At 61.2% G+C, this 25,871-nt stretch carries 15 protein-coding genes; 9 read left to right on the top strand and 6 right to left on the bottom strand.

Annotation, left to right across the window (positions count from 1 at the left end; genetic code table 11):
• Positions 1-149: 149 nt before the first annotated feature.
• Both G9C85_RS09295 and G9C85_RS09290 read right to left on the bottom strand, forming a co-directional pair.
• On the bottom strand, positions 150-4,181 hold the full coding sequence (locus tag G9C85_RS09295; protein WP_240148854.1) for an Eco57I restriction-modification methylase domain-containing protein: 4,032 nt from the start codon (positions 4,179-4,181) through the stop codon (positions 150-152).
• Positions 4,182-6,839 carry a helicase-related protein gene (locus tag G9C85_RS09290; RefSeq protein WP_240148853.1) on the bottom strand — a complete coding sequence of 886 codons (2,658 nt, stop codon included), beginning with the start codon at positions 6,837-6,839 and terminating at the stop codon, positions 4,182-4,184.
• A gap of 342 nt (positions 6,840-7,181) precedes the next feature.
• Between G9C85_RS09290 and G9C85_RS09285 the strand changes: the two genes are divergently transcribed.
• The 3 genes from G9C85_RS09285 to G9C85_RS09275 all read left to right on the top strand — a co-directional run bounded on the left by G9C85_RS09285 (position 7,182) and on the right by G9C85_RS09275 (position 13,767).
• A complete protein-coding gene (locus G9C85_RS09285; RefSeq protein ID WP_166039257.1) occupies positions 7,182-9,776 on the top strand; it encodes a class I SAM-dependent methyltransferase in 2,595 nt (864 codons plus the stop codon).
• Positions 9,777-9,964: 188 nt separating this feature from the next.
• Positions 9,965-12,502 (top strand): McrB family protein, encoded by a 2,538-nt coding sequence (locus tag G9C85_RS09280; protein ID WP_166039255.1) that lies wholly within the window; start codon positions 9,965-9,967, stop codon positions 12,500-12,502.
• On the top strand, positions 12,502-13,767 hold the full coding sequence (locus G9C85_RS09275) for an McrC family protein (RefSeq protein ID WP_166039253.1): 1,266 nt from the start codon (positions 12,502-12,504) through the stop codon (positions 13,765-13,767). The genes G9C85_RS09280 and G9C85_RS09275 overlap by 1 nt, the downstream gene beginning before the upstream one ends.
• Positions 13,768-13,881: 114 nt before the next feature.
• Here G9C85_RS09275 and G9C85_RS09270 read toward each other — a convergent pair whose 3' ends face one another.
• Positions 13,882-15,219, bottom strand: coding sequence for a tyrosine-type recombinase/integrase (locus G9C85_RS09270; RefSeq protein WP_166039250.1), 1,338 nt, complete (start codon positions 15,217-15,219; stop codon positions 13,882-13,884).
• Positions 15,220-15,920: 701 nt separating this feature from the next.
• On the opposite strand from G9C85_RS09270, the gene G9C85_RS09265 reads away from it, so the two are divergent.
• The 4 genes from G9C85_RS09265 (at position 15,921) to G9C85_RS09250 (ending at position 20,209) form a co-directional block, all read left to right on the top strand.
• Positions 15,921-17,114, top strand: a complete 1,194-nt coding sequence (locus G9C85_RS09265; RefSeq protein ID WP_166039242.1) for an LVIVD repeat-containing protein — start codon at positions 15,921-15,923, stop codon at positions 17,112-17,114.
• 2 nt (positions 17,115-17,116) lie between these two features.
• The gene (locus G9C85_RS09260) at positions 17,117-18,355 is read left to right on the top strand and encodes an LVIVD repeat-containing protein (RefSeq protein WP_166039240.1); all 1,239 of its coding nucleotides are present in this window, start codon (positions 17,117-17,119) and stop codon (positions 18,353-18,355) included.
• A 55-nt stretch (positions 18,356-18,410) separates the two neighbouring features.
• Positions 18,411-19,697 carry an LVIVD repeat-containing protein gene (locus tag G9C85_RS09255; RefSeq protein ID WP_166039238.1) on the top strand — a complete coding sequence of 429 codons (1,287 nt, stop codon included), beginning with the start codon at positions 18,411-18,413 and terminating at the stop codon, positions 19,695-19,697.
• Between the two features lie 116 nt (positions 19,698-19,813).
• The gene (locus G9C85_RS09250) at positions 19,814-20,209 is read left to right on the top strand and encodes a DUF6276 family protein (RefSeq protein ID WP_166039237.1); all 396 of its coding nucleotides are present in this window, start codon (positions 19,814-19,816) and stop codon (positions 20,207-20,209) included.
• 64 nt (positions 20,210-20,273) lie between these two features.
• Here the strand turns inward: G9C85_RS09250 and prf1 are convergent, their stop codons facing one another.
• Together prf1 and G9C85_RS09240 are read right to left on the bottom strand one after the other, a co-directional pair.
• Positions 20,274-21,515: a peptide chain release factor aRF-1 gene (prf1, locus tag G9C85_RS09245; protein ID WP_166039235.1), complete on the bottom strand. Its 1,242-nt coding sequence runs from the start codon at positions 21,513-21,515 to the stop codon at positions 20,274-20,276.
• Between the two features lie 177 nt (positions 21,516-21,692).
• Positions 21,693-22,391 carry a hypothetical protein gene (locus G9C85_RS09240; protein ID WP_166039233.1) on the bottom strand — a complete coding sequence of 233 codons (699 nt, stop codon included), beginning with the start codon at positions 22,389-22,391 and terminating at the stop codon, positions 21,693-21,695.
• Between the two features lie 305 nt (positions 22,392-22,696).
• On the opposite strand from G9C85_RS09240, the gene minD reads away from it, so the two are divergent.
• Both minD and G9C85_RS09230 read left to right on the top strand, forming a co-directional pair.
• Positions 22,697-23,704 (top strand): cell division ATPase MinD, encoded by a 1,008-nt coding sequence (gene minD / locus G9C85_RS09235; protein WP_166039231.1) that lies wholly within the window; start codon positions 22,697-22,699, stop codon positions 23,702-23,704.
• A 129-nt stretch (positions 23,705-23,833) separates the two neighbouring features.
• On the top strand, positions 23,834-23,977 hold the full coding sequence (locus tag G9C85_RS09230; RefSeq protein WP_166039229.1) for a hypothetical protein: 144 nt from the start codon (positions 23,834-23,836) through the stop codon (positions 23,975-23,977).
• A 79-nt stretch (positions 23,978-24,056) separates the two neighbouring features.
• Here the strand turns inward: G9C85_RS09230 and argS are convergent, their stop codons facing one another.
• Positions 24,057-25,808 (bottom strand): arginine--tRNA ligase, encoded by a 1,752-nt coding sequence (gene argS, locus G9C85_RS09225; protein WP_166039227.1) that lies wholly within the window; start codon positions 25,806-25,808, stop codon positions 24,057-24,059.
• Positions 25,809-25,871: the final 63 nt, after the last annotated feature.

Here is a 25,871-nt window from a genome sequence, read left to right as displayed (position 1 = left end):
TCACCCTCGAGCGCAAAGGTAGCAGGTTGGACAGCGTCTTCTCTGCACCGTTCCTTCCGGAGCTTGTGTACAAGATGCTCAGTGAGGATTCGCTGCTAGTGTCGACGGAGATGGTGTGAAGGTGGTGTCGTATCGCGAGTCCGACTCACTCACTGCTGAATCTCTTGGGTGATGGTGATGTCGTCTTTCATGTCTTCGAACCGCTGTTTGATTTCGTCTCGAGTCCGGTAGTGGCCGTGCTCGTTGATGTCTTCGGTTTTGATCTGCTCGAACGTCGAGAACAACCGCTCAAAATCATCGGCTTCGATGCCGTACACATGCGCCATGAGCGCCTCCAACTCGTAGCGGACTTCTTTACGGGGGCGGCCGTTTGGTTGGGTGTATGAATAGGGGTCGCGATCATATCCAGCCTCCTTTGCGAATTCGCGGAGATCCTCCGCGTGGTAGGTTAGCTGGATGGCGAGCTCCTGAATGTGATCCGCAACGGGCTCTCCCTGGTAATGGAGCGCTTGGAAGCGGCCCGGATCAGGGATAGGAAGCTGTCGCGTGATGAAGTGACTCATGTGTGTACCACCGACTTTCTGTCGTGCGACAAAATCCTGTGTGTAGGAATTGAACGCAGCAACCAGTAGCAACGCCTCCTGTGCAGACGGTCCAGTCACGTGGTTAAGCGAATGTCCGGATGCAGCCTCTGGTAGGATGCTGAATATTGCAGTTCTTCTGTTTGTTGCATTTGTTATATCACGCAGGGCGATATGCCAATCGCGCCCAGATTTGTCCTCGTATTCAGTAAACGGGATCCAATAACGCGGGCTGGCCAGCTTTGTCTCATCATCCAGCTCACTGGGGGAGAATTCATACGCGTCTCCCCGTTCAACCGCTTCATCCGCAATCCCTCCGAACGTTGCAAATCGGTGGTTGTACTGGTGAGTTAGTTTCGACTCATAGAGACCGATCAGTGTATCGCCGCTGTCCAAGCATGGGTATAACAATTGCCCATCTCGGTCATAGTCGTCCCAATCAAGGTCCTGGATGTCGACGAACAATCCGGAGTCGTCGGACATATTGAACATCCTGTGAATATCCGCATTCCATGGATTGCCCTCTGGATCATCCACGATGATAAACGCGCCACTATTTTCATAGATTTCCAAGACTAACTCGGCATCGCCCTTCGTCTCAAAGGTTGGACAGTTTTTAGTATTGGGGTTGATTTTGGAAATGTCCTCGCTGGTGAGCGAGAAGTGTGAATCATCCTGGTAGAGCTGTTGGATTTCAGTTAGATAGAATGCCAGTTTGAACGATTCTTGGGGGTTTGCGCTTCCAGCCTGCGTCAGAAGGCAGAATTTGACACGGCTGTCAACCGCTGGGAAAATGTTTTTCTTATTGACAAAATCATAGAGCGATTTTAGACGTTTCTCCTCTACCAGCTTACGGAAGTACTCCTGTGTGGTCGAGTCAGTAGCAATTCCAGTTGGCACGATCAGTCCATTGTAGCCCTGATCGTTGATGCTGTTGAGGGACAACTCTGCAAAGAGTGCATACGTATTCACATGACCCCGGCCGGTAAGCTCGTACCGACCGCTGGTACGCATGAACGACATTGCGTGTTCGGCGCCCTCTGCGGAGGCCTGATATTGCTCATACAGCTCCGGATTCTCTTCCTGAAGCTGGTCTATCATCATATTTCGCTTGGCCGCTGTAGAGGCGTTCGCAATATCCGGCCGACTGACAGCAAAGAACTGCTCAGCCTCGAAATTGAGCTTCTCCCACGGTGGGTTTCCGATGATACAATCGAACCCACCCGCATCGTACACCAGCGGGAACTCGAGCTCCCAGTGGAAGAACGAATGTGTCTCGCTCAACTCACGCGCCCGCTGACACATGTCCCCCAAATCCCCATTGGTATCGGTGAGTTCCTCAGGCGCTTCCCGCCGCACTTTCTCGATTGTATTCGGTGATGGATACTCAGAAGCAGACCCGTCAAGCGGCCAGTAGAACGCTGCCGTCCACACGTCAAACGCGAGCCGCTCTCGATTCAAGCTCTCGGAATCCTCGAACGCATCGTACAGCTCAGCCTTGCGCTCTACAGCCTCAATCGAACCTTCCTCCAGATTCTCTATCTCTTCTGCAAGTGCGACGTGCTCGCCCTCGTCGGAGAAACTCGACCAATCCAGTCCCGTTTGCACCTGGGGTTCATCAGGAATGTTCTTGTTCTCCTGACGGACCCGCTTTCGAATCTTATTCCCGACGTGCCAGTCGCACCCGCTCGACGTCTCGTACGCGTCGACGGGCACCCCACCACTCACCAACTCCTCAGTCGCCCCGATCAGCGAGTTGCCCTGCTTGATACGGTGATCGAGGAAACTCAACGGTTGGTTCTCCACTGCCGAATTAATCCAGAGGCTTACCTTCGCCAGCTCCACTGCCATCGGGTTGAGGTCAACTCCGTAGATGCAGTGTTGCACCACCGACCGCCGGGCCTGCCGGAGCTCTTGTTCATCCGGATATGCTGAGTCAGTCCGAATTTCGGCCAGCCGCTTCCCGAGGAAGTTGTTCGCCGCGATCAGGAAGGCCCCACTGCCACAGGCGGGGTCACACACATCGATATCAAGCAACGCTTTCTCCTTCGCGTCTGCCGACTCCACCGACTCGATCCGTTCTTCAACTACCGGCTTGAGCGTGCTGTCGATCAGCTCATCTACTAGCTCGGGCTTCGTGTAGTAACTGCCCGTCTCCTTGCGTTCCATCCCACGAGAGTCCAGATAGAATTCACCCCGAGAGATATCGCGTTCCTCAAGCTCGGGTACTTCGGTCGCATACTGGGGCGTGAACTCGAGCAGGCTCTCATACACCGCCCCGATCTCATCGACCCCTAGATCAGCATAGGATATCCGCTGTTGGTAGCCCTCCTGCTCGACATGGGTGAGATTATGCACCGCGTCAAGCAGGGCGTGGTTCGGGCAGGTCGCCTCATCAACAAAGGAGAGGTTTTCGTCGTCGAACAATCCACCGTTGTACCCCGGGACATGTAGGTGCTCGTCATCGTGCCCTTCACCAACCAGCTCGAAGGTAACCTGCAAACCCTCCCACAAATCAGTCGCTGAATCGCGCACGGACTGGCGTTCAGCCCGCTCGCGCAACGCACTCACACTGTATTCATCAGTGTACAGATCGCCGCGATCCGCCATCATCCCGCGCTGCTCCGCAAACATCAAGAACAACAGCCGATACACGATCCGCAGCTGGTCCTGGTAATAGGCGTCAGCAACGTCCTGGCCTCCCGCTTCCAACTGCTCTCGAATCGCGGGCGTCAGGAAGCCGTTCCCCAGCGTTTCCAGGGCCTCAACAACATTTGACTGCAAGTCCTCACCAACCTTCACGCCGGTCGCAATGGATACCTGGTACAGGGACTCCACTGGCCGTTCATCATCGTCGTCCTCACTGGTAAACCGCGAGGCGTGACACAGCCGGTACAACGCCCGGAAGTCCCCGAAATTACGGTTCGTGAAGATATTTTCCAGGTCGAACTCGACGTATCCTCGCGTATAGGTGTGGTAGAAGTCGCGCAACACCCGCAGCTTCAGGCCATCCGTCACCACACTCCACTGGACCTCGCTACTGGCATTAAGATACGTCTGGAGTTCGTCGTGGGGGCTCTTCTGGCGGGCGCCCGTCCCATCGTGATCGCCATCGTCGAGCCGATGGTCGGCATCGGGCTGCGTCATATGCAGCACAGGTGGTACACCCTCGAACTCCGAACCAGCTGCCTGGACCGATTCCTGGGGTGGCCACCCGAGATGCGAGAGATTGGCCTCAATGCCACTTGCCTCGAGATTTGACTGCTGGAACTCCGGCTCGAACCCAAGCGCATCAAATAACTTCAACAGCCACTGGTTGCGGATGGCCGAGACGTCCATCCCGAACACAGAGTTGTCCCGGCTAATCTCGTCCCACCGCTCCACGAGCGTCTCCCACGCCGCCGAGATATCGCGCTCGACGGCAGCCTCTCCCTCGGGCACCGCATCACCAATTGCGAACGTCTGGGGCGCGACCGCTTCCTCACTGCAGGCCTCATTCCGAAGCTTATACAGCAGCTGCTCGGTCAGCAGGCCACCGCTGGTGGTAATGAACGATGTCTCTCGGCGTCCGCGTCGGCGTTTGGTGTCTTGCATGCTCATTTATGAAGGGTAGTAGAGACCGACCGTTAGCAGGTCCTCACTGGCAACCGAAATCCGGTCGGTGCCCTCCAGTGACGTGCCATAGCCGGCGTCCTCGAGTTTCGCGAGCATCGTGCGTCGTTCCTCGGAGATGGTCTGTGCCCGTTCAATCGCCCGCTGACGAATCGCGTCCTTCCGAGAATCGTGCTCAACCGCCTGCTCCAGGTCACGCTCCCACTCCTGTTGGGTTCGTTGGGCGACCGTCGTCTCCGCCGTCCGGAGTGTGTCAATCGTCTCGTTCGAAAGCGGTTCATCACCGTAGAGTGGCAATCCGACCTGGACCAGTTCCTCCATCACTGTGGGGTCATCTCCAGTATGAGCAAAATACCTGACCTTCCAGGTGTACAGCGCTGTTGGCTGATCAACTGCACCGGTCCCCCGCATCGCAGTCCGGCCGTACCGCTCACCGTCAGTCAGCGCGACCTCTTTGACGGACTCAATCAACCGCTGCACCAGGGGATGTGCGATATCGAGCATCTCGAGGTCGTCGTTTTCCGCAGCTCGATTCGGGTCGAACGTAACGCGCTCATAGGTGGCTTGAATATCAGGCCCACGGAGTTCATCCGCTTTGATTTCGACCTCATAGGTCATGTCAGGATTCATCTCGTACCGACAGTTGAAGAGGTTCAGTCCACTCCGGACAAACTCCTGAACTGCATCAGGCCCCCCAAGCAGCTCCTGGGTTTCTTCCTGGCGCTGTTTCACCTCGCTGAGGTCGACCTCAGTATGATTGTAGAAGGATTCGTCTTCGATTCGTTGGAGCACCGCATCATCGAACGCGCTTTCCTTAGCATCAGCCTGTGTTTGGCTACTGGTGAAATCGGTGAGCGTCTGTTGCGGGACGAGATTCTGCATCTCCTCGGGATCCAGGAGCTGCAAAATCCCCTCATCATCACCCAGATAGGGGGGTGAAAAGCCGTACTCAGAGCGAATTTCCTGTGCCTTTATGATGAGTTTTGTTAGGACGGTCCGGTCCATCGGATCGTCTATCACCATCGTCCGGATGTACACCGTGTCCGCCGTTTGGCCATACCGATCAACGCGACCGTTCCGCTGCTCCAGGCGGTTAGGATTCCACGGCAGCTCGTAGTGGATAACCTGATTAGCGGCATACTGGAGGTTCATCCCTTCACTGATCACGTCGGTCGCGATGAGCACGCCTCGGTCGGCATCAGCAAACGCCTGGAAGCGCTCGTTTCGTTCCGCATCGCCGATCTCGCCATACAACGTGTGGACACTCACTTGGTCACCGTATTCGTCGCGGACGTGCTCCTCCAAATATTCGAGCGTGTCCACATACTTGGTGAAGATGATCGTCCCGCCACTTCTGAATCGCGCCGGCAGCGTCTGCCCAAGCAACTTCTGAAGTTTACTGTCGCGGGATGGGGTGACTCCTTCAGCAGCCTCCAGCGTCGTCTCAAGCGACGCTAACTCCATGCGAATCGCTTTCTCGTCCCCAGTCACGACACGCTCGACGCGCTCGCCCAGCTCCGTCTCAGAGTAGTCTTCGCCCGGGTCGCTGTCGAGGGCGTTTGCCTGCGCCAACTCCGCAGACACCCCCGCAGTCTCGGAGCCGTCGCCACCGCTGGCGTCGATCTCCTCGAGGTGGTCAGTGAGCTTGTCACGCCGGTTCCGTAGTGACCGACGGAGTGCCTCCGGGCTTGAGAGCGCCCGCTTCAAGAAGTGGACGACGGTCCACTGCGCGAGCGTTCGGTTGTCAGACTCCTTAGCAGCCTCTACGAGCGTGTCTCCGTACTCGCGGACAGCATCATACGCATCGGTCTCGAATCCTGTCGGCTCGATTTCGACGGTGTCCTGGTCACGTTTAGGAAATGGATTCTCGTTTTCGTCGCCGAACCACTGCTCGACGTCTGTGCGCCGCCGCTGGACGACGTGCTTTTCGGCGATCCCGCGGTTGATCTGGGGGTTGTGCGGATCCCCCGAGACGATGTCGGGGTTCACCATCCGCAGCAGGCTCGCATAACTATCCGAATAGCCGTTGTGTGGCGTCGCTGTCAGCAGCAACGCATGGGTCGCCGCGTCGGTGATATCCTGTGCGAACTCCCAGCGCTGCTTCGAGGGCGACTGCCCTGCCGATGCTGTGTGGGGACGCGCCGCTTGGTGGGCTTCGTCGATGATCACGAGATCCCAGTCCTGCGCGAGCACCTCGCTGCGGACGTGCGGCTGCTTTGCGTAATCAATAGAGACGATATGCTTGGAGTAGTAGTCCCAGACGCTCGTGCCTGGTGGGACGTCTTTCTCCATCGCTCGCTTGTTCCGACGGCTGGTGATCTGCGCGTCAATATGGAAGAAGTGGTTAAATGCCTCGCGCCATTGCTCACGGAGGTTGGCAGGCGTCACGATCAGGATTCGGTCGGCGCGATTGCGAGCCAGCAACTCGCTTGTGATGAGGCCCGCCTCGATGGTTTTCCCAAGCCCGACGTCATCCGCCAGAAGGAGCCGCACCGACGGCATATCCAGGCCCATCACCACCGGCGTCAGCTGGTACTCAGTCGGGATGACACGGGAGCGCTGGAGACTCATCAGCGGCGCCGTCCCGTGTAGCATTGACAGCCGGTTCGCCTGGATGAGGAGATCCTGAAACTGCGGATTTCCCATCGTGTCTGTCGACGGGGGAGCCATATTCCCTTCCGTGATCGATTCAATTGGGGCGTAGAAGCGGTGTTTGGAGTTGGGGCCCTCGAGCGAAGTGGCCGTTACCTCCTGCCCATCGATTGAATCAACCCGCCACAAGCGATTGCGATTCCGGATGACCGTCCCCGGCTGGAGCTGACTCGGGTCAATACTCATGGGAGAACAACCAGCTGGAGTGATCGGAGCGTGGACATACGAATAGCACTAATGCAGTACGACGACAACTTATAGATTGTCCTGTTCGAGGGAGCTTGCTCTCTGTTGATGGGAAAGGTTGATTCCAATCCAGTTTGAGTGAGGTGTATCGTGACACTCCAGAATCTGAAAAACGGTTTACGTCAACTCTCGTCGATCACGCATGTTTCCACCGTTGCCGATGGGGTGGTGGCAATTGATGGAGACCACTCGGCGGTGGTTGTTCACGACCTCCCAGTGAGTCCTGTTGAGCAGACAACGACCCACCCAACCGAGTGGCAACAGCTTGAGCACGAATTCCAGGCCACAGAGTTTGTCATCGCCCCTGTCGAAGGCACTGTGCTCGTGTTTGAAAGAGAATTTCGAGAATTTGATCTCTCATATCTGCCTACTGAGATAGGGACTATTGACTCAGCACGGCTCACCACAATCATATACAAACTCTACGAGGGACAGCTAGAGACCACGCCAGTATCACTCGAGTTCCTCACTGCTGATGAACAATCGAGTATTGCGACGGTTCTCCAATCAATCGCCAACGCGAATCTGGGTGCATACTACACGCCTGAGTCGGTTGCATCGGTGGCTGCCCAGTGGGCGACAGCTGGTGATCGAGAGTCGATTCTGGACATCGGTTGTGGCGCAGGTGACTTGTTTTCAGCTGCTGTCGATAGCATTGCTAACCCTACCAATGCATGGGCAATCGATACAAACGGAATTGCCTGTGCGTTAACTGCTGCTCGGACCACACCGCATGGTGTCCCACCTGATCATGTCCGTCGCCAGGACGTATTCGAATTAGTTGATCAGAGTGAGTCTGAGCTTCGCCTGAACAGCACACTCACTGAGACTTTGCCGGAACAGGATCCAGAGCGATTTGATTGTATCTTTGCGCACCCTCCTGTTGGGAGAACGCATCAATTGACAGAAGCCGCTCCCAATTCACTTCCTCATTCACGGATTGAGGAGAATTTCATCGCCGCCGGATGCCAACTACTTGCTCCCGGTGGCCGTGGCTGCTTCATCATACCCGCTCGCAGTATCAGGCGAATCCGAGAGCAAGTCATTCCCGATGACGTTCAGATCACACGGATCGTCAGTGTTCCAGATACTGAGTTCACGACGATGGGGACAGAGCCGACAATATTGTGTGTTGAGCGAGCACCTGCTGCTGAGTCGATCGGGGTAGTGAAGATTAGCTCGTTCGATGACCCAGACCGTGCCCTTGGGGCACTGTTTAATCCCGAATCGGCCGAGTCAGTCGAGTCTGTTGCTGCAGCACTTGTAGCAGCCAACGTTGAGACAACCGTACTTCAAACACTGAGTAGGTCACCAGGTGCAGCGCCGTTCTTTGGGGGGCAGTTTCCCACACTCGAAGCGGTCACGGAACACATCGCGATCGGAATGACGACTGGGGACAACCGGACGTTCTATTTCGACCCAGACGAGCGAGCCGCTTCAGCGATTAGTGACCAGTTTTTCACTCCAGTGATTAAGACACTCCCTGAGGAGCGTACAATCATCAAACGAGATCAGGTGAGCCACTACTTATTCGATCTACGGGAGTTCATTGAATCACACGACCTGGATCCATCCGACCGAGCCGCAGTCGCTGACGCACTAGCGTCGGTCGACTCCGCTGCTGCAGAATACGTACAAACTGAATTCCGCGATGATAGACAGTCCACACGCGGAGTCCTGCCCAGAAGTTGCTCATTAGAGAACCCCGATTTGGTCGCACACGAGGTTTCCCGAGATCTTACGTGGTATCGAATTGACCCAGAGCTCCGGCCAGTCCTCTTTAGTAACAATCTCCGGGGGATAGCCTGTAGTGACGAGATTCCTCCAGAGCGACTCCAAACAATTCTGAATTCTCCATTATACCAACTGCTCAATGAGAGTCGGTTTCCAAGAATGGCGAGAGACACAGAAGCGATTCGGATCCAAATGGAGCCGCTGAGGAAACTCCCCATTTGCTTGCTCGACCTATCAGATCGGGAGGCGGCACAATTAGAGCGCTTACACCCGTATAATTCGCCCGAGCACAAGGAATCAGCCCGATCAGTGATTATTGACGCTGTAGCTGGCGAACATCAGCCAGCAGTTGCTGCGACGTATGATGCGGTGTCACCACTCCGAACGGTACGGGGATATGAAGCAGAAATTGAACAACTGCATCAAATTCTTACGAATGGCTTGGACACTGAACCGGAGGCGATCGACTTAGTCGATGACTCCATGATCCAAAAGCTTGAGGAGACATACCAGACCGTAGGCCTATTCGAAACTCGAACTCGCCCAATAACAGAGCTTATGGATGTCTTTGGAGATCAACGATACTGGTCATTCCTCGGTGGCGTGGCTGCGCAGTTCGAAGGTGTGCTGCAAGATTATATCGAGGAACACGTCGGACCCGTCGAATTTCGGCAACCGCCTGACGACGATTCAAAACGGTGGATGTACAGACCGACGGGTGGAGACTGGAAGCCACTCCGGCTGAAGATCTTATTCGATGAAGTGTTTAGTGGCGATCTCCAAAATGTGATGCAGTTAGTTCGTGAGCGGCGCAATGAGATCGCGCACGGCCGATTACTCAGTGATGAAGAGGCGAATGCTGAGGCACTGTTGCTTGCGTTTTATATTTTCACATATGCAGTTCTGCACAAAGAAAACGCTCGGATTGCCTCAGCAAAAAGTGAGCGATGAAATCGGTTTAGCTCCCTCGAGATACTACTCACCCGGCTCTGTCGCGTAAAACCGTGGCTGACGGAGGGGGTTTCATCAGTACCGCAGTGCCCTTGGATTGACCTGCGACAGCTCGGGCTTCCGGTAGTGCTGTAACTCCGGTGCCGGATGCCTCATTTTTATATCACTACTGTCCCAGACTTACTGCAATGAGTACGCCGCCCGGCCTCGTTCTTGCGTCTGTGGTCAGTCCGGCCGAACAGACGATCTTCTCAGAGGTAGTGCAACGGGGGCTCGACCGGACTCAGCTCGACACCGCCGACCCACCAGGCGACGATCGAATGGTCCACGGATACCCGGTCCCAGCAGCCGACCACATCGACGGACGCGCCATCGAGGCTGGGGATTATGTCCTGTTCTACACGGGGGCCAATCAATACACCGACGCAGCACAGGTGCTAGATGTAACCCACAATAGCGAGGTTGCGACCAGTGCCACAAAGCAGGCACTCCGGCAGGCCGGCGCCAGCCTAGACACGTCCGACCACACCATCGGCACGTTACTGTGGATTGATGTGCCGATTCCCATCGAGCTCCAGAGCTTCCAGCTTCATGACGCCCTGGACATCGGTGATGAAGCCCTGACGCGAACCCGGGTATGCGGCCCGGAGACAACCAGCGGACTAGTCGACGAATACGGCTCCATCGAGTCGATGCTTACCACCGCCCGCGTCGAGCCGGACGTCTACATCGAGGTCACCTCACTCGAGGATAAGCCGTACAAACAGCCGGGTGGCGATCTCGAGCTCGGGACGGCCGTGTTCTCCCGCAGTGAGGCCAGTAATGGGGCAGACATCTACAGCACCCTTCGCGACCCCAATCTCGGAGACATCGTGTTACACGTGCTCAAAGACACGCGGGAGCTCCGTGGCATCTCGCGGGTTGCCTCAACACTCCAGACGGATTTCGAGGGACCTCCAGACGACTCCTGGGACGCGAATGCCCGTGGTAACGGGTATTTCCTCCCGTTGGCCAACTACCGTGCGTTCGAGAATCCACTCGACATCGACGGAGATCTACTGCAAAACAGCGACTACCAAGGCGAATTCGAGCGCATCTATGACACCCATGATGGTCTGTTTTATGACAAAAATTTCGAACTCGCGCAAGGGGCGTACTTCACTGCCGTCCCAACGCCACTGCGGTACGTCTTGATCGCCGAAGCGCCAGCCATTGTGGATCACGCTCGCGAGTGGTGGTGGACGATCGAGGCACCCTCCCCAGCAGAGTCGTATGACTCGGTCAGTGGGGCGGTTGTGGACATCCGGACCCGACTGCCCTTTACTCAGTATAATCGCGGCTGGTTCCAAACCGCGATGACTGAGAAGCTGGTCGAGCAGTTCACAGACTCGCTCAAAAGCGTCCAGCCGGAGGCTAAACTCACCCTCCGGGAGGTCCACCACTGTGAGATGCTCCAGGCGATATATACCGATTACGCCAACACGTTCGACCAAGCGGCTCGCGAGCTGGGTGTCGGAGATATCAACCAGGCGAGGCCTGGCGAAGTGCTCTTTTTCGTCTTGTTCCGGGAACTGCAGTCCGCAGTTGGCCTATCGGCCAATATGAACCACGTGAAGGCCAAGACGATTCTTGAAGAGAATTATTCCGTCAAGACGCCTGAGCGCGAGCTCTCGGCGACGCCGGAAGGTGAGCCGCTTGCCTCGAGCAACCCACCAGACCAAGCTAGCGACATCGCCCGCCAACTGCAGGATTCCGGGCAAATGGTCTTCTATGGGCCGCCGGGGACTGGCAAGACCTACACCGCCAAACAGTTCGCACACTGGTGGCTCAACGAGCAGCCCGGCGTCGACCCCCATACTGGCCAGTTCGAGACCGTCACGTTCCACCCATCATTCACGTACGAGGATTTCGTCGAAGGCCTGAGCGTCGGCACGGACGAGGAGGGAGTTGTGACGTACGACGAAGAGGCAGGGGTCTTCCTAGAGTTTGCTGAACACGCGCGCCAAGACTACTACGCCAGTGAGGAGGGTGAAGAGGCCCCGCGATACATCCTTCTCATCGACGAGATCAACCGAGGGAATCTCGCGCAGATTTTTGGCGAACTAATCACCGCCCTCGAAGCAGACAAACGGTTGGCCGGTGCAAACGAAACGGCCATTTCGTTGGCCCACTCGGGGGATCGATTCACGATCCCACCGAACCTTTATTTGATCGGGACGATGAACACGGCCGATCGCTCGATCGCCCTGGTCGACGCTGCACTCCGGCGTCGCTTTACGTTCCTTTCTTTCCCACCACGGTTGCGGCTGCTCCGCGAGGAGTACGACCTCGGGTCGTGGGCTGATGTTGCAACGACCGCCCGGACGGCTGGTGCAGACGACCAGCTTCTCGCGCAGTCGATAATTGCGGTTCACCAACTCAATAGCCGGATTCGTTCGGAGCCGGATCTAGGTCGTGGAAAGCAGATTGGGCACTCGTATTTCTTCGACATCGAGACAGAGCAGGACATCGTCGACATCTGGCAGTTTGAGGTTCTGCCACTCGTCGAGGAGTACTTCTTCGGGCAGTACGGGCGAATCCAGGACGTACTCTTCGGTAGAGGTGGGTCGGAGGTATTCGATTGGGAGCGCCAACAGATTCGAGCGTTCGACAAGACACAGCTGGCGGCTGCACTGGAACCGTTTGTTGAGGAGTTCGATGCCGCGTCGGTCGGCGCCGAGGAGTGATGACTGCGCCCTCCCTGTTCACGGACGGCGAGTTCGACGCCGACATCGAGTTGGGCGAGTACGAGTCCTCGGTACCGTTCGAGCTGAGCAAGGCGGCTGCAGAGATGCTCGAACAAGAGGTGAATGCAGGCGAAGATCGAGAAGGCGACCGCATCAAGCTCACGTATAACCGGGACGGGGACGCCATTCTGACCGCGACGCAGTACGTCGGCGTCGTCTCGCTTCGAGACGGGCCAACGGTTCAAATTCGACCGGAAGCCGCAGGGACGAATCTCCTGTACTTGCTTCGGTATGCGCACGACACGACCGCGGCAACGTTCGACTCACAGACAGCATTCCGTCGTGGTGAAACCTTTCTCGACGCGCTCGGCGCATTGTACGAATCGGAGCTGCGTCGTGTGTTGAATCGGGGGCTCCACACGGACTATCGACGAAGGAGTGGCGCCGAAGAACACCTGCGCGGCCAGCTCAATCTTCAGCAGCAACTCCAGCGACAGCCACCCACACCAACGGCCTTCGAATGTACGTATGACGAGCTGACACACGATATCGCAGCGAACCAGGCGATTCTCTATGCGGCATCCATCTTACTTGGGCTCGTGTCAGACCCGTCGATTACGCGCGCACTGCGGCAGCACCAACAGATACTCCGACGACGGGTGTCGCTGACACCGGTCACACGCCAGGAGCTCGAGAGCATCCAACTCACTAGACTGTCCGGGTACTACGAGGACATCCTGCGTCTCGCCGAGTTAGTGATCGGGAATGCGTTCATCGGCGAGCTCGAGGCCGGGACGAGTGCAGCCTTTGCCATGCTCGTGAACATGAATACGGTGTTCGAGAACGCCGTCGAACGAGCGACCCAGGATGTGGTCTCGGAGTTCGAGGGCTGGCGGGTTGAACCCCAGGAACAGACCACCTCGCTCCTCACTAGTGGCAAACACGAAGTACAACTCAAACCCGACGTGACGGTATACGATGAAACCGATACAGTGCGGTTTGTCGGTGACGCGAAATGGAAAACCGATCTCCCAGGAAATCCTGATTTCTACCAGATGACGTCGTACATGCTTTCTCGTGACGCACCAGGCTTGTTAATATACCCCGATTGTAGGGGGCAGAATGCCTCCCAATCGTGGGTCGCTGGCCAGTTCCCGCTATCATTAATCGAACTCCCGACGGCGGCAGATGTACAGTCGTATGAGGAGTTTGTTCGAATGTTGGAGAGTGGGGTTGAAGTAGCGATTGACGGGGTTGTCAATTAGAGGAGTGAAATTGAATCGCGAAGAGCCCGTTCGCCGCGACCTTATTTCGGCTTGGGACATCAACCCCACTCGCTATATTTCTCAGCGAGAATTTCAACAAAACCCAATCGAAGATTAGTCTTCCACCAGGCCTTCGAGTACATCGAGTAGTTCGGGATTTTCGTCCACCAGTCGCTCCAGCCGATCAAGGTCCTTGTGTTCGTCCAGCGTTTCGGCCTCGTCCTTTGCATCCTGAACGGTGTTTTTAATCTGCTCCTTTGCGCTCTTCGCGTCCGGAGTGAACACGGTACCGCAGATAGAACATGCCTTCGCGTTCGGTTCGAGGATCTCTCCACAGGTTGGACACGTTTCTGGTGTCAGAGCGCTGTTCTTCTCGGGTTCGCGTCCTTCGAACTTCGCGTCGGCGTGTTCTACTGCGTCAGCATCGGATAGGTGGCGATACGTGGTTTCCATAACGTTCGAACCGGGGGAGTCTCCGCGAAGGTGTTTGATGTAGGCGTCGTCCAGGTCGTAGTCGCGCTTCGCGATGGTGGTGAAGTAGTGACGGAAGATGTGGGGGTGGACGTCCTTCTCGACGTCGGCCTTGTCCGCGATCTTCTTGAGGTGGTACCTGATGGTGTCCTGCGTGATCATACCCCCTGGTTCGCCCCCACCAGTCGCCTTCGGCGTGATCAGGTAGTCGTCCGGTTCCTTCGTCGGGTGGTAGTCGAGCCATCGCCTGACGTACGCATCGGCACCGAGCAGTGGACGCTTCCCTTTCGCGCCCTTCATTCCATCCACGTTCTCGTTCAGATACAACACGCCATCGTCCAGATCGATGTCCTTGATGCGGAGCGTCTGGATCGCTCGGATGCGCTGTCCCGTGTACGCCAGCAGTTCGAACAGGCACCGTTCTCGTGGGCTCTCGGTCGCGTCCCGCATCGCTTGCACTTCGTCGACGGTGAACATGTCGCGCTCGTCGACCGACGTATCCTCTGGCGCGAACACGGGGATCTCCTCGGGATCGACATCGTGATCGTCGTGATAGCGGTAGAGCGCCTTGAGTGCGGACTGATACTGCCCGACCGTTCCGCTGGTGTATCCTTTGTCGGGCGCAATTTCGGCGTCACCGCTCGCCATGTCGCCCATGAGCTGATTGATCGAGTCCGTTGTCTGGCCCAGGAGTTCACCGTCGAGTTCCGTCGCGGCCAGCCGAAGCCGCGCAGTGTAGTTCGCGAGCGTCTTGTACTCCTTCGTCTCGGTTCCCTGCCCGTTCGCCTGGAACACCTTCGCAGGTTGTTCCGGATCGAGCGCGTCGAGGACTTCGCGAATGGCGGCAGCGTCGGCTTCTGAGACGTCACCGCGGAGCTGCCCGGGGCCGTCGACGTTTTCGGGCTCTCCGTCGCCGGTGACCCGCTCCAACCGATCGAGTTCCTCGTCATATCGGAGGCGCGGGTCGTCGCGATGAGCCATATCTGACTATCGTTCTGAAGCCCCTTTAGAGTTTTCTTAGCCCGGAAGCGATGGAGCATCAGAAGATCAAGGACAAGAAGGAGGCGGAGGAGAAGGCCGAAGAGGAGGCGGCGGAGGCGGAACAGGTGGCCGTCGAGGCCGACGACTGACGGACGGGCTCTCTTCTATCGTGGTCGGTGAGCGGCGGTCGACGCTGGTGCGTGTCGAGGGGTCGAGTTGGCGAGTGTCGACGGTTCGTCGAGCGTGAGTCGGGTTGTGAGGATTGGCGTTCGGTCGAGCGTGAGTTAGTTCGCGAGCGAACGGCTACGAGTTTCGTCCTCGTCGTTACCAACTGATGTATGTTCGAGGACAATAGATAGTTTTCGCTTCAGTTCGGTGGAAGAAAAACATCGTTTGCCGCCAGGAGGGAACTGTTCACAGCGTCTGGCGTGATACGCTTCGAGAACGCGTTTTCTTGGATCGAGTTAGATACCCCTAGCTGTATCCAGTGGTGATTTCTAATAAGTATAACGATGTTTCATGCCGTTTAGACGGGGTTAGAACCAAATTTACAATACCACATGGTTGCGAAGCGCTGACCGGATCGCCCCATGCAATCGACACGGCGCACGCTGCTCAAGGTACTGGGCAGCACGACAGTGGTCAGTGGCATAGGTACGGTAACCGCGAGCGAACAACCGAAGAAGGGTCGGATCAGGAAGATGGGTCACTCTCTCCTGTCGGATCCGGCGGGCGGCTACGCGGAGGAGGACGTCCGCGCGGACGGACAGTACGCTCTCCTCGGGAGTTACGCCGGACCGGGCGGCTCGTTCCTCGTCGACATCGGGAATCCGCGGGACCCCACGGAAGTCCACGAGTTCCCGACGCCGTCGGAGGGCGTCCGGCACGCCGACGTCCAGTTCGACCGTCGCGACGGCCTCTACTACCGCAGCCGAGAAGGTGGCGGTGGCGACGGCGAACCGCCGAACGGCGTCGACGTCATCGACTACGGCTACGACGAGGGCACGGTCGAGGACCCCGTCAAGGCGTCGCGCATCCCTGCGGGATCGACGCACAACGTCGAAGCACACCCCGAGGGCGACGTGCTCTACACGACCGAACACGACGGCGTCGGCGTCTGGGACACCAGCGACCCGACCGACGTCACCGGCGGCGACGTCGTCAGCCCCGAACCGCACGGCGACTGCCACGACATGGTCGTCGACACCGAGCGCGACCTCCTCCACTGCGCGTTCATCGGCGGCGGCTTCGACGGCTACGTCGCGATGGACATCAGCGACCCGCTCTCGCCGACCGTGGCCGGCAAGTTCAGCTACGAGGGACTACCGGACTACTCCGAGGAGCGCCTCGAGAACGGCGAACCCGGATTCTCCAGTTGTCACTACGCGAGCCACGACCCCGACCGCGACCTCGTCGTCGTCGGCGACGAGATCGGGTTCGGATACCCTGGCGGCAAGCACATCTTCGACATCGGCTGGGGCGACGGATCCGTCGCCGACCCCGAGCACGTGGGCTTCACGTACTCGCCGAACGCACAGGTGATGGACGACCCACTGGACGCGTTCGACTGGACGACCCACAACCACCAGGTCATCTCGAAAGGGAACAACTCGCTGCTCGTCAGCGGCGACTACCACGAAGGAACGGTCGTCTACGACATCTCCGACCCGACCGACCCGACGCCGACCGACCGGTACGCGACCGACGACATGGCCGACCAGGCAGACGGCGCCGGCTTCGTCGGCGAGGCCCCGATGGCGTGGGGCGCGAACTACAGCGAGGAGCGCGACCTCGTCGTGACCAGCGACATGCAGACCGGGATCTACGTGTTCAAGGTCACGCCCGCCGCCGCGAAGGGCGGCAACGGCGGCAACGGCGGCAAGGGTGGGAAGTGACGATGCGGCTGCCCGAGAGACGCGAGTTCCTGAAGGCGACTGGCGCGCTCGGTCTTGCCGGAGTCGCGGGCGTCGGGAGCGCCAGTCCGCCAGGGAACGGCAACGGCCGCGGGACGGACGACTCCCTCCGTCTCTTCAGCGAGGTCGCCGTCGGCGGCACTGCAGAGGTCTCCACGCAGGGGACGTACGCGTACGTCGCGACCGGCGACGGTCTCGGCGTCGTCGACTGGCAGAACCCGAACCGGCCCGAACTCGTCGGGTCGATGACCGCCGACGCCCCCGCGGGAGGCATCCTCGACGCAAAAGTCGAGGGCGACCTCGTCAGTCTCGCGAGCAACGGCGGCCCGGGCATCACGCTCGTCGACGTGAGCGACCCCACCGACCCGACCGAGATCGGGTTCGTGGACGTCGGCCACCACATCCACAACAACTTCCTCGCGGACGGCTACGCGTACCTCACGGTCAACGAGTCCGGCGACGCCGCGTTCAGCGAAGCGCGAACGACCATCGTCGACGTGAACGACCCCAGCGACCCGGAGGTCGTCGGCGAGTACCGGCTCAAGGACGACTTCCCCGAGTTCGCCACGGGCGGCGTCAACCCCTGCCACGACGTCTACGTGCAGGACGACCTGCTCTACCAGGCGTTCTGGGACGCCGGGACGGTCGTCGCCGACGTGAGCGACCCCACCGACCCGCAGCTAGTTACGCAGTTCGGGGAGGCCCCCGGGGCGGACGCCGACGGCTACACGGCCGAACGCTATCTCACGGCACCCGGGAACGCGCACTACGTCCAGCCGTCGCCCGGCGGCGACCTGGTGTACGTCGGCGCAGAGACGTTCCCCGGTAACTTCGTCGAGAACCCGGACAACGACGACTACGGCGGTATCAAGATCTTCGACGTCTCGGACTACGACGACCCGCAGGAACTCGCGCGGATCGACCCGCCGGACGTCGACGGGTTCCGCACGTCGCACAACTTCGACGTCACCGCGAACCGCCTGCACGCGTCGTGGTACGACGGCGGCGTGACGGTCCACGACGTCACCGACCCGTCGAATCCCGAGACGATTTCCGGCTACCACACCGACGACACGTCGTTCTGGGGCGCGGAGGCCGCCCGTAGCTTCACCGTCGGCGCCGACATCGGCGGCGGCCTCGTGTTCCTCCACAAGGACCGCGGTCGGGCGGGGTCGCCCGGCTTCGACGGCTCCGGTCGCCCGGACTCGCCGGGAATGAAGTAAGCGACGCGAGCCACCCGCATCGTTCGCCAACCACCCCTTTCGATGAATCAGAATAATGGACGACTCTGCGAACTACACGAGACGAACAGCACTCAAGACGACCGGGCTGCTCGCGGCCGGCGGCCTCTCCGGGCTGGCGAGCGCTAGCCCACCGGGGAACGGCAATGACAACGGCAACGGCCGCGGGAAGGACGACACCCTCCGCCTGTTCAGCGAAGTCGCCGTCGACGGCGCCCAGGAGGTCGTCACAGAGAAGACGTGGGCGTACGTCGCCACGGGCGACGGCTTCGCGGTCGTCGACTGGCGGAACCCGAACCGGCCCGAACTCGTCGGGGACTGGCACGCGCCCGGGACCGGCATCGCGGACGTGAAGGTCGACGGCGACCTGCTCGCGGTCAGCACGCAGGGCGCCGAACACGACCACGGTCCGGGCGAGGAACCGGACGTAGACCCCGACGCACAGATCGGGACGCACCTCTACGACGTCAGCGACCCCACCAGCCCGCAGTACCTGAGCACGTTCCAGGTGCTTCCCGAGGGCGTCCACAACGCCCACCTCGTCGACGACGTCCTCTACGTCTGCAAGGAAGCGCCGTTCGACGAGAGCGCGCTCATCATCGTGGACGTGAGCGACCCCACCGACCCCACCGAACTCTCCCGGTGGGTGCTCGAGGACGTCCACCCCGAACTCGACTCGGTGACGAACTTCGTTCACGACGTGTACGCGCAGGGCGACTACGCCTACCTGGCGTACTGGGACGCCGGCTGTCGCGTCCTCGACGTGAGCGACCCCACCGACCCGGTAGAAGTGAGCTGGTTCGGTCAGACGGAGAACGCCGACATGGGCATGGACGGCGATCCCTGGGCGCGAGTCTTCGGCTCGCCCGGGAACGCGCACTACGTCCAGCCGTCGCCCGACGGCGACCACGTCTACATCGGGGCGGAGACGTACGCCGGCGAATCCGGCGGCATCAGCGTGTTCGACGTCACCGACTTCGACGACCCCCGCCAGGTCGCGACCATCGAGGCCGAAGACCGCAACGACGGCATCTTCCCCGATACGTCGCACAACTTCGACGTGACGGCGAATCGACTCTACACGTCGTGGTACGACGCCGGTGCGCGCGTCTACGACGTCACTGACCCCACCAATCCAGAGAAGACCTACGAGTACGACCCCGACGGGTCGTCGTTCTGGACGGCCGTCGACGCTCGCGGGTTCACGGTCGCGAGCGACATTGGCGGCGGCCTCGTGTTCCTCCACGAGGATCGCGGGAAACGACGTCCTCCGGGCTTCGACGGCGGTGACACGGGGGCGCACGACGGCCCCGGAGGACGATAGTCGGGGGCACCCCCGACTGTTCCCGCCTCTCGGTGAGCGATGACGGCGCGAATCGCCGCGAGGGTTCCCAGTCGAACGCGAGTAGTTTTTAGGCGGTCGGGCGTGTCGGGTGGGTTATGCAATGCTCAGAGTGTCGTGGTGACGTGACCGCGTTCGAGGTGCCCGAGGACCTGCGCGAGTACGCGCCCGGTGACGCGGCGACGATCTGCACGCAGTGCCTGACGGTGTCGGCAGCGGATCCGGCGAACGCGCAGGCTGCCGAGGAGGTGCGGTTCGAGGACGTCGTGGAGTCGTTCCCGAGCGGGACGAACGGCGTGCGGATGGCGCTCGTGGTGGGGATGCTGTCGTCGCTCGCGTTGAATCGGTCGAACATCGAGACGCTCGTCGAGGAGCTGGCCGCGGACGGCGTGGACGCGATGCTCGTCCTCGAGGACCTGGAGGGCGAGTCGTCGCTCCAGCCGCGGGTCGCGATCGGTCGACGCCGCCACCAGCTCGAGCAGTTGATGGAGTGACGTCGGCGCAACCTGGGGGTCTGCGAGTGCGTCAGCGTCGAGACGTTCGACTATCGCGGCGGTCTCAGACGCCGGTTTCGTACCGGAGCAAGCCGGCGATGCCGCCGAACGCGTTCAGGAGCTGTTCGCCTTTCTCGAAGTCCGTGGAGATGAACTTCGTGTCGGTGCCGCGCTGGTCGGCGATCCCCATCAGGAACTCGATGACGTCATCGCGCTCCTCGAGTTCCGCTTCCGTGCCGTCCTCGCACTCGTGACTCGGCGGGCTCTTGCGGGCGTCGAACGTTTCGTACTCCTCGACGTCCCCGCAGTCGTAGATCGCGACGTCCTGCCGGAGGTCCTCGCTGATGAGGAGGGATTCGACGGAGCCCATGACGAGGTTCTGGCGCGTCGGCTCGAACCCGTACGTCGCCTTGTTCCCGTCGTGGAGTTGCTTGAAGAACCGCTGCATGAGCTCCTTGTCCTCCATGATCTCCGCGTCCGCGAGCACCTCGTCCGCGGCGTCGACGAGGTCGTAGAGCCCGGACTCGTCCGTGTACGCGACGTCGAACTTCCCGAGCACTGAATCCTGGAGTTCGTGGTGGAGGTAGTCGCCGTCGAGGAACTCGTCCTTCGTCGGCGAGGGGCCGCCGACGAGCACGCCGTCGAGTTCGTGGCGCTTCGGGACGAACAGCTCGTTCGCCATCTCCGCGACCTCCTGGTAGAAGTTGTCGATCGCTTCCAGGCGGAGGCGTGCGAACCGCTGGGCGGACTGGCCGCCCTTGCGCTGTTTCCCGGGGACGAGCGAACTCGCTGACTTCACGGGCTCGACGCGCTTCCCGCGAAGCCATCCGACGTTCGCCTCCCGTCGGTCGAGCACGACGAGCCCGTACAGGCCCTTGTCCGCGAGCATGTGCTCCAGAGGCTCGGTGAGGAACTCGCTGTCGCAGTGATAGCGGAACGACTCGACGGGCTGGGGCGGCGACTCCAGCACTTCGGTCTTCATGTCCGTCTGGCCGCCGCCAGAGTCGATCGCGCCCGAGAACAGCACCATCCCGTTCTCCGGCGGCGTGTCGTAGTACTTCAGGCGCGCCTTGAGAGAGGAGAGAGCGTCCTGGACCGCCGTCCGGGTCTGCTTGGACTTGATGTTCGACGCTTCGCTGTGCTCCTGCGTGATGTGCGCGACGACGTCGGAGATGCGTCTGTCCTCCGGAACGTAGATGGTGACGAGCTGTGTCCCTGATCCCTCGTGGGACTGGAGGTCCTCGATGACCTTCTGGAACTCGTACTTCTTCCGGTCGGACTGTTCCTCCTCGCTTTGCTGACTCATTGGGTATAAATCACCGACCTGCGCGTAAGTAACTGTTCCTTGTCCGCGAGACGGTCGCACGGCCCCGCTCGCGGCCGTCTACGCGGGCGCTGTCGCAATCGGGTCGGGAGTGGCGTTCGCGAAGAAAGAAGTCCAGTTACGGTTCGATTCCGAGCGCGTCGCGCGAGTCGTCGGTCGTCACGCGTCCGCGTCGCCGCTCGTGAAGAACGAGACGACGGCGTTCACGACGCCGTTCTCGTTCGCGTTCTCGCTGGCCTGCTGCTGGCCGGTCGCGCTCGCGTTCGCACCGGCGTCGACGCTACCGCCTGCACCGGCGTCGACGCTACCGCCTGCACCGGCATTCGCACCGGCGTCGACGCTAGCGCCCGCGTCCGCGTTCGCGGACGCTTCCTCGTCGTCGCTGGCATTCGCGCTCGCTTCAGCGTCTGCGTCCGCGCTCGCGTTCGCGGACGCCTCCTCGTCGCCGCCGATCACGGAGGAGATGGCGTCGCCGAGGGAGTCGCCGTCGCGCTCGCTCTCGTTCGCGCCGAACCAGTCGGCGATCGTGGACTGGACGGTCTTGGCGGTGTCGCTGGCCTGCTCGGGGAGCGAGCGGTCCGCTGCCGCATCGGCGCGAGCGTCGGCTGCTGCGCCGGCGGCCGCGGACGCCGCGTCGTCGTCGGAGTCGTTCGCCGCGTCGTCGTCGGCGCGGTCGTCGTCAGCGTGACCGTCTGCGGGCGCGCTATCGCTCGCGCCCGCGCCGTCGGATTCGTTCGCGGCGGGGTCGTCGTCGACGATCGTCTGTCCCTGCGTCGATGCGGCGGGCGTGGCCGCGACCGCTCCCGCGCCCACGAGGAGCACGGCGAGGACGGCCGCGAGTAGTTGCGTCGATTTCATGGTTCGTTGCACTCGAGTAGAGGCCACCTGGATACTTGAAGGGGGCAAGCCGTTGCACTCCGTTCGACCGTTTCAAGGCCTCTGAACCGGTTCTTCGCAGTTCTGAACGGTCTGAACGAGCGTGAACGAGCACGAGTGGGCGTCGACTGAACGCTCCTGAATGGAGTGAACGAACGTCACCGCGACGATCCCCCGACCCCGCCCGCGGTCGACGGGCCCCGATACCGCGACCCACACGTCGTGCTCTCATTCCACGAGCACGCGAACCACCATTTATTACTCCGCCAGCACTGTATCGACTCGTAATGAGTCAGGAGACGGTGTACGCCATCGCGAGTGGGAAGGGTGGCGTCGGGAAGACGACGACGACGGTGAACCTGGGCACGGCACTGGCTGGCGTCGGCAATCGCGTCGTCATCGTCGACGTGGACCTCGGCATGGCGAACCTCGCCGGGTTCGTGAGTCTGGACGCCGACGGCACGTCGCTGCACGACGTCCTCGGTGGGACCGCGACCGTCGAGCAGGCGACGTACGAGCTCGCGAACGGCATCTGGGCGATCCCCAGCGGCGTGGAGCTCTCGGGGTACGCGGACGTCGCCACGGAGGAACTCACGTCGGTGGTGGCGGACCTCCGCGAGCGCTTCGACTACGTCCTCCTCGACGTGGGCGCGGGCGTCAGTCACGAGACGGTGCTCCCGCTCGGGCTCGCGGACGCGACGCTCCTGGTGTCGACGACGGAGCCGGCGGCGGTCCAGGACGCGAAGAAGACCGTGGACCTCGTCGGGCGCGCCGGCGGGAGCGTCGGTGGCGTCGTCGTGACGCGGACGCGACCCGAGGACCCCGTGTCGCCCGAGGACGTCACAGAGCAGATCGGGAGCGAGCTCCTGGTGGCGGTGCCGGAGGACCCGAAGGTCCGCGAGAGCGTGCACGCGGGGACGCCGCTGGTCGTCCACGAGCCGAAGTCGCCGGCGGCGCGCGCGTACCGCTACCTAGCCGCGCGACTGCTCGGGCAGGCCGACGACGACGACCACCCGCGCTTCGGCGCGAAGGCGGACGACGGCGGCGAATCCACGCCCGCCGACGCGGACGCCTCGGCGGACGACGCCGTGGACGCGAGCGACGCGGCGTCCGCGGACGACGTGTCGAGCGCGATCAGCGAGGTCGACGGCGACGACGGCGTCGACATCCCGGACGCGGAAGCGGACTACGAACCGGAGAACGCGGACGACGACCGCGTCGAGAGCGCGCTCGCGGAACGCATCGCGACGTCGTCGGACGCGGCCACCGACGGCGGGCGGCCCGACGACGCCTGATTTCCTCGACGCCCGAGTTCCTCGACGGCTGACTCCGACGAGACGCGAGCGAGGTCGCGACCACTCGCCACGCGCGCCGGAGGTAGCGAACGGAAACGTCTATGGCATCTGACGTTGCAATGAGTAGACATGGCAGACGACAACTCGATTCCGCTCTCGTGGATACTCCTCTTCCTGGTGCTCGTCATCGGCGTCGGCGCCGCCGCCGTCTACTTCGTCGGCGGCGACCTCGTAGGTGGGGCATCGGGCGTCATCGCACCGGTCCCGTTCTAGCGGTTGCTCGACGAGGCGACCGTCGGACGCACAGCACGAGCGTCGAGTAAAGGGTGAAGAGCGACGAGGCGACCGTCGACTACATCGAGTCCGGTGCGGCGACGCCGAGTAGACCGAGCGCGTTCGCGACGGTGTGACGCGAGGCGGCGACGAGCGCGACGCGGGCGGCGCGCGTCTCCGGGTCGTCCTCGCTGAGCACCGGGCACTCGCGGTAGAAGGCGTTGAACGCCTCCGCGAACTCGCGCGTGTACGTCGCGACGACGTGCGGTTCGAGCGACTCGGCGGCCTCCTCGACGACCGCCGGGAACCGCGCGATCGTTCGGACGAGGTCGCGCGCTTCCTCGCGTTCGAGCGCGCTCGCGTCGAACTCGGGGACGTCGTCGACCTCGTCGAGGATGCCGCAGGCGCGAGCGTGGACGTACTGGACGTACGGCGCGCTCTGGGCCTCGAAGTCGAGCGCGCGCTCGAACTCGAACGTGATCGCCTTCGTCGGCTGCTTCGAGACGATGTCGTAGCGGACCGCGCCGATCCCGACCTGGCGCGCGATGCGGTCGACGTCGGCCTCGGTGAGTCCGTCGCCGCGGATGCGGTCGCCCATGCGGTCCTCGACCTCGCCGCGGGCGCGCTCGATCGCCTCGTCCAGCAGGTCGTCGAGGTCGATGCCGGTGCCGGCGCGCGTCGACATCGACGCGCCACCGGGGAGGTTCACGTACGAGTACACGACTTGCTCGAGCTGGGAGACGTCGTTCCCCAGGAGGTCGAGCGTGGTCGTGAGCTGGTCGGCCTGGAGCGCGTGATCCTCGCCCAGCACCGTGACCGCGCGGTCGTAGTTCTCGAACTTCCACTCGTGGTGCGCGAGGTCCCGGGTCGCGTACAGGCTCGTGCCGTCGCTACGCAGGAACACGAAGTTCTTCTCGATCCCGTGCGCGGAGAGGTCCAGTTGCCAGGCGTCCTCCTCGTACACCGCCTCCTCCATCTCCTTGAGTTCGGCGACGACGTCGTCGACGCTCCCGTCGAACGTGAACTGCGTCTCCTTCACGAACTCGTCGAACTCCGCGGGCAAGCGCGCGAGGCACTCGGTCATCCCGTCGAGCATCTGGTCGACGACCTCGGTGACGCGCTCGTGCGTGGCTTCGTCGCCGTCGTCCAGTCCCTGCATGATCGCCGCGACCTCCGCCTCGGCTTCCTCGACGGCGTCCTCGGGGCCCTCTTCGAGGAACGCGTTCCCCTTCCGGTAGTACCGGACGAGGTCGTACTCGATGCGGTCGCGCTCGGGCTCCGAGTCGAGGTCTGCCTCGTCGAACGTCTCGTACGCCCACGTGAACACCGCCATCTGGCGGCCCGCGTCGTTCACGTAGTAGTGGCGGGAGACGTCGTGGCCCGCGAAGTCGAGGACGTTCGCGACCGCGTCACCGAGGATCGGGTTGCGTGCGCGCCCGACGTGGATGGGGCCGCTCGGGTTCGCGCTCGTGTGCTCGACGACCACGGACTCGCCGGTGTCCTCGAGCCGCCCGTACTCGTCGTCCTGGCCGGCCGAGAGCGTCGCCGCGTCGTACGCGTCGCTCGGCACGAAGTTCACGTACGGGCCCTGCGTCGTCACCGCCGACACGTACTCGATGGCGTCGACGTCGATGGCCTCCGCGACCTCCGCGGCGACCTGCGGCGGCGGCGCGCCGGCTTCGCTCGCCAGTCGGAACGCGACGCTCGAGGCGAGCACGGCGTCGACGTCTTCCGGCGGTTCCTCGATGCCGAGGTCGTCGGTCGGATAGCCGAGGTCCGCGAGCGCCCCCGCGAGCGCGTCCTCGACCGCCGACCGGAGTGTCAGGAACATACCCACCGCTTCCCCGCCGTCGCCTAAAGGGGTTACTGAACCGCCTGCGCGACCGGCGGGGCG

Origin of the sequence: Halorubellus sp. JP-L1, assembly GCF_011440375.1 — an archaeon.
Taxonomy (GTDB): domain Archaea; phylum Halobacteriota; class Halobacteria; order Halobacteriales; family Natrialbaceae; genus Halorubellus.
Note: the sequence above shows the minus strand (reverse complement) of the source record. Positions and strands in the feature narration are given on the sequence as shown.

What these genes read in the sequence shown, in the direction of transcription:
- G9C85_RS09255 (WP_166039238.1), top strand. Translation starts at nt 18,411, where the DNA reads ATGGACGACTCTGCGAACTACACGAGACGAACAGCACTCAAGACGACC.
- G9C85_RS09270 (WP_166039250.1), bottom strand. Translation starts at nt 15,219, where the DNA reads ATGGCTCATCGCGACGACCCGCGCCTCCGATATGACGAGGAACTCGAT.
- prf1 (WP_166039235.1), bottom strand. Translation starts at nt 21,515, where the DNA reads ATGAGTCAGCAAAGCGAGGAGGAACAGTCCGACCGGAAGAAGTACGAG.
- G9C85_RS09230 (WP_166039229.1), top strand. Translation starts at nt 23,834, where the DNA reads ATGGCAGACGACAACTCGATTCCGCTCTCGTGGATACTCCTCTTCCTG.
- G9C85_RS09260 (WP_166039240.1), top strand. Translation starts at nt 17,117, where the DNA reads ATGCGGCTGCCCGAGAGACGCGAGTTCCTGAAGGCGACTGGCGCGCTC.
- minD (WP_166039231.1), top strand. Translation starts at nt 22,697, where the DNA reads ATGAGTCAGGAGACGGTGTACGCCATCGCGAGTGGGAAGGGTGGCGTC.
- G9C85_RS09275 (WP_166039253.1), top strand. Translation starts at nt 12,502, where the DNA reads ATGACTGCGCCCTCCCTGTTCACGGACGGCGAGTTCGACGCCGACATC.
- argS (WP_166039227.1), bottom strand. Translation starts at nt 25,808, where the DNA reads ATGTTCCTGACACTCCGGTCGGCGGTCGAGGACGCGCTCGCGGGGGCG.
- G9C85_RS09290 (WP_240148853.1), bottom strand. Translation starts at nt 6,839, where the DNA reads ATGGGAAATCCGCAGTTTCAGGATCTCCTCATCCAGGCGAACCGGCTG.
- G9C85_RS09265 (WP_166039242.1), top strand. Translation starts at nt 15,921, where the DNA reads ATGGGTCACTCTCTCCTGTCGGATCCGGCGGGCGGCTACGCGGAGGAG.
- G9C85_RS09250 (WP_166039237.1), top strand. Translation starts at nt 19,814, where the DNA reads ATGCAATGCTCAGAGTGTCGTGGTGACGTGACCGCGTTCGAGGTGCCC.
- G9C85_RS09240 (WP_166039233.1), bottom strand. Translation starts at nt 22,391, where the DNA reads ATGAAATCGACGCAACTACTCGCGGCCGTCCTCGCCGTGCTCCTCGTG.
- G9C85_RS09280 (WP_166039255.1), top strand. Translation starts at nt 9,965, where the DNA reads ATGAGTACGCCGCCCGGCCTCGTTCTTGCGTCTGTGGTCAGTCCGGCC.
- G9C85_RS09295 (WP_240148854.1), bottom strand. Translation starts at nt 4,181, where the DNA reads ATGAGCATGCAAGACACCAAACGCCGACGCGGACGCCGAGAGACATCG.